The 3,818-nt window shown below is 56.5% G+C and carries 5 protein-coding genes; 2 read left to right on the top strand and 3 right to left on the bottom strand.

Annotated elements, in window-relative coordinates:
• Window positions 1–367, bottom strand: a 367-nt coding sequence (locus NW857_RS09685; protein WP_414368807.1) for a hypothetical protein, incomplete at its 3' end; no start/stop codon positions are given.
• A 106-nt stretch (window positions 368–473) separates the two neighbouring features.
• On the opposite strand from NW857_RS09685, the gene NW857_RS09680 reads away from it, so the two are divergent.
• On the top strand, window positions 474–1,145 hold the full coding sequence (locus NW857_RS09680; protein ID WP_414332817.1) for a hypothetical protein: 672 nt from the start codon (window positions 474–476) through the stop codon (window positions 1,143–1,145).
• An 86-nt stretch (window positions 1,146–1,231) separates the two neighbouring features.
• Complete coding sequence (locus tag NW857_RS09675) at window positions 1,232–1,528, top strand: DUF2470 domain-containing protein (protein ID WP_414332819.1); 297 nt, start codon at window positions 1,232–1,234, stop codon at window positions 1,526–1,528.
• Between the two features lie 17 nt (window positions 1,529–1,545).
• Here NW857_RS09675 and grxC read toward each other — a convergent pair whose 3' ends face one another.
• Together grxC and polA are read right to left on the bottom strand one after the other, a co-directional pair.
• Window positions 1,546–1,806 (bottom strand): glutaredoxin 3, encoded by a 261-nt coding sequence (gene grxC, locus NW857_RS09670; RefSeq protein WP_414332820.1) that lies wholly within the window; start codon window positions 1,804–1,806, stop codon window positions 1,546–1,548.
• Window positions 1,807–1,877: 71 nt separating this feature from the next.
• On the bottom strand, window positions 1,878–3,818 hold a 1,941-nt coding region (gene polA / locus NW857_RS09665; RefSeq protein WP_414368805.1), incomplete at its 5' end, for a DNA polymerase I.

Below are 3,818 nucleotides of genomic sequence, written 5' to 3'. Positions count from 1 at the left end.
TGGCGCGGTTGTTGACCTGCCTCACAAACAGAGGCAGCAGGTGCTCCTGGATGTAGGCAAAGGCCGCTTGTAGACCTTCTTTTTCGTAAAGCAGGCCGATTTCTGCCTCCACCTGTGTGGGATCCCTGAGGGCCGACAAAAATTGATTGGAGGTCAGCCAGGTGAACAGTTCTGCCCGATTCAAATCACAACGGGGAGGGGAAGGCACCTGCCAGTCCTGAGGTGGGCCCAGCAGCCACTGCCGGGCAAACAAGCCTAACACGGCATCCCCCAACCAGGCCTTGTCTCGACGGGATCCCTCGTCCAACTGGGCCACTTGCTGTCTGAGGGTCTGGCCGGTCGGGGAGAAGTGGGATCCTGTCGGCATGGAGATAGAAAGCGAGCAAGGACTGGCAGCGAAGCGCCTCTGCCTCATTCTAAGATAGGGTCTGGCCCCCGGCAGACAGATTGTGGCATTGTGAGGATCCCTGAGCATGTTGTTGGAGCTCACCCCAGAAGAATGCGAATTGGTGATTCCGGTGGTGCCCACACGCCTTCAGTATGCAGCTTACTGGAGCGATGCCCTCAAGAGCACGGGCCGCATCATCACGGCCATCCTGGTGGGTGTGGCGCTGCTGGTGCTTTCTCGTGCCTTTGGCGAGGGATCCTTTCTGGGGGCGCTCTCCTTTTTGGCCGGGTTTCTCGCGTTGCTCTATCCCTTCCTGTGGGGGCCCCTGTACACCATCTCCCGGCGCCAGATAGCCTTTCGCGAGATTCCCTATGGGGGATTGTTTTTTGGGCAGGTGTTGCGCACCCGCCGCTTCGAGGTGGTGGTGGAAGAACGGGAAAAGCTGGACGAAGAGGGTGAGCTCTATATCGAAGAGGTGCGAGAGCGCCAGTTTGAGATGGAGATCGGCGATGAGACCGGAGTCGTCTATCGTGTCCGCGCCAAGGACGATCCCCGCTACCGGCGAATTGTTAAAAAGCAATCGGTGCTGGCGTTGGTGAAAGCCTACTCGCGGGATTTGCAGCGCCGCCCCACCTTGAGCGAGGTCTACGTGGTCAAGCTGGGGGAATGGGTGGGAGATGTCTCTTACCTGGATCGGGAGGCTTTTTTGGAGATGGCAGACGAGTTGTTGGAGCTGCAAGCCCAAGGACGAGCCTGAGCTGCTGGATCCCTGATTTTCTGCTTATCTTAGGTGCGCCGGGTAATTTACTCTAAACTGAGAGCTAAGAGCAAAAAACGACTGCCATGGCCGATCCCCTCACCCCAGAAGTCAGCGAGCGCATCTGCAAGCATATGAACGAAGATCACGCCGATGCAGTGGCGCTCTACGCCAGGGTCTTTGGCCGCCTGGAAGGCGTCACCCAAGCCCGTATGCAGGCCATCGATCCAGAAGGGATGGACTTGCAGGTGCAGGTGGATGGGATGGCACAAACGCTGCGGATTGGCTTCGACCACCCCCTGCGGGACTCCGAGGACGCCCATCACACCCTAATTGCCATGTTGAAGCAGGCCCGCGCTCAGCTTAAACAAGCGGCAGAGTGACCCCCAGACGGTGAGGCTTAGCTGGCCTGTTGCAGGAGCGGATCCAACTGACCGCGGGCCTCGAGCGCGTAAAGATCGTCGCAGCCGCCAATGTGCTGGTTGTTGATGAAAATTTGCGGCACCGAACGGCGACCATTGGCCCGCTTGGCCATTTCCGCCCGCGCCACCTCGTCTCCATCAATCGCGTATTCGATGTATTGCACGCCTTTGCGCTCCAGCAGTTGCTTGGCCCGGATGCAGAAAGGACAAAAACGCCAGGTGTAAATCTCGACGGCCATAGGAAAACAACAAACACTTTTACAAAGTTTAACATTTCCACAGGACTGGGATCCCTGGTCTGTCCCACGGTCTAGTTGGCTTCCTTCCAGTTGTGGCCGATTTGGATATCCACCACCAGGGGTATGGAAAGGGGCACCGCTCCTTCCATTTCTGTTTGGATCAGGGGTTGTAGGGCCTGCCATTCCGAGGGATCCACCTCAAACACCAGCTCGTCATGGACTTGCAGGAGCAAGCGGGAGCGAAAGTTCTGCAGCTTTTGCTGCAGGCGTACCATCGCCACTTTGATGATGTCTGAGGCGGATCCCTGGATGGGGGCATTTACAGCCGCCCGCAACTCGGCCAGTTTGCGATGGCCTGTCAGGCGGGACAGGTTGGGGAAATAGCGACGGCGGCCCAAGATCGTTTCTACGTAGCCGTGTTCTTCCACAAAGGCTTCGGTGGAGCGCAAATAGGCGAAAATGCCGGCGTAGCGCTCGTTAAATCGCTGCAAAAATTGCTTGGCCTCGGATAAAGAAACCCCCGCGGTGCGGGCAAAGCGCTGCGCTCCCATGCCGTAGATCACCCCATAGTTGATCGTCTTGGCTAGGCGGCGTTCTTCGCTGGTGATGTCTTGTTTTTCAAAGAGCAAACGAGCTGTAAGAGTATGCACATCTTCTCCTGAGCGAAAGCCCTCCACCAACGTGGGCTCCTGGCTGAGGTGAGCCAAAATGCGCAGCTCAATTTGGGAGTAGTCAGCCGAGGCCAATAGCCACCCCTCTTGGGGAATAAAAGCCTGGCGAATGCGGCGGCTGAACTCGGTGCGAATGGGGATATTCTGTAGGTTGGGGTTTGAGGAGCTGAGCCTGCCGGTGGCGGTGACGGTTTGGTTGAAGTCGGTGTGGACTCTGCCGGTGTCGCTTCTCACCAGGGCAGGCAGAGCATCCACATAGGTCGATTTCAGCTTGGCCAAAGTGCGGTAGCGCAGAATGGTCTCGATGAGGGGATGATCCCCCTCTAGCTTTTCTAAAACAGAGGCGTCGGTGGAATATCCGGTGGCCGTTTTGCGGGTTTTGCGAATATCCAGTTTTAGCTTCTCAAAGAGCAGGGATCCCAGTTGTTTGGGAGAATTGAGGTTGAAGGTCTCGCCGGCTTGGGCATAGGCTTGTTGTTCCAAACTTTGCAATTCTTGTTCCAGCTCTTGGGAGAATTGCCTCAAAAATTCGGTATCAATGCGAATGCCGACCCACTCCATTTCTTCCAAAACTTGGGCCAAGGGCAGCTCCACCTGAATGAAAAGATCCCACAGGCGCGGATCGGTCTGTTGGAGTTTTTCGGTGAGGATGGGCACCAAGCGATAGGCGCAGTAGGCATCGGTTCCGCAGTATTCTGCAACTTGAGGAATTGGAATATCGGCGATGGATTGTGCTTTGCCCAGCAACTTTTCGTAGCTGGTGGTCGGCAAATTCAAGTGGGTGGCTGCCAAATCGGCCAAGTTGTGGCCGGCTTCTGGATCCAAGACATAGCTGGCCAACATGGGATCAAATTGGATCCCTTGCAGGTGGATGCCGTGGGCGCGGAAAATGCTCAGGTCATACTTGCAGTTTTGTAGGCTTTTGGGTCGGTTGGGATCTTCCCAAAGGGGCTGCAGGTTTCGTTTCACCAGCTCCCAATCCAGGTTGGCTCCCTGGCGGTGGCCGATGGGCAGGTAGGCAATGTCCTGCTCTGACCAACAACAGCCGATCCCCACCAATTGGGCATCTCGGGGCTCCAAACTAGTGGTTTCGGTGTCCCAAGCTATGATCCCTGGACAGGCCAGCAGGTCTTGTCGCAAACGCTCCAATTGCTCCGGCGTATCGACGATGCGCACTGTCGGCAGAGAAGGGGCGGGATCCAGGGCAAAATCAAACCAAAGGGCTTCGTCCTTCTCTTGAGCATCTGGGGAATCGGCGGTGGCTGGGATCCCGCCCAAAATGGCTTGAATATTGCGTACTTGGGCGATGAGACTGTGAAACTCCAATCTTTCCAGCAGCGG

The organism is Synechococcus sp. H55.9, from assembly GCF_047462355.1.
In the GTDB taxonomy this organism is placed as follows: Bacteria; Cyanobacteriota; Cyanobacteriia; order Thermostichales; family Thermostichaceae; genus Thermostichus.
The sequence above is the reverse complement of the archived record's forward strand: the minus strand, read 5'-3'. Positions and strand labels throughout refer to the sequence as shown.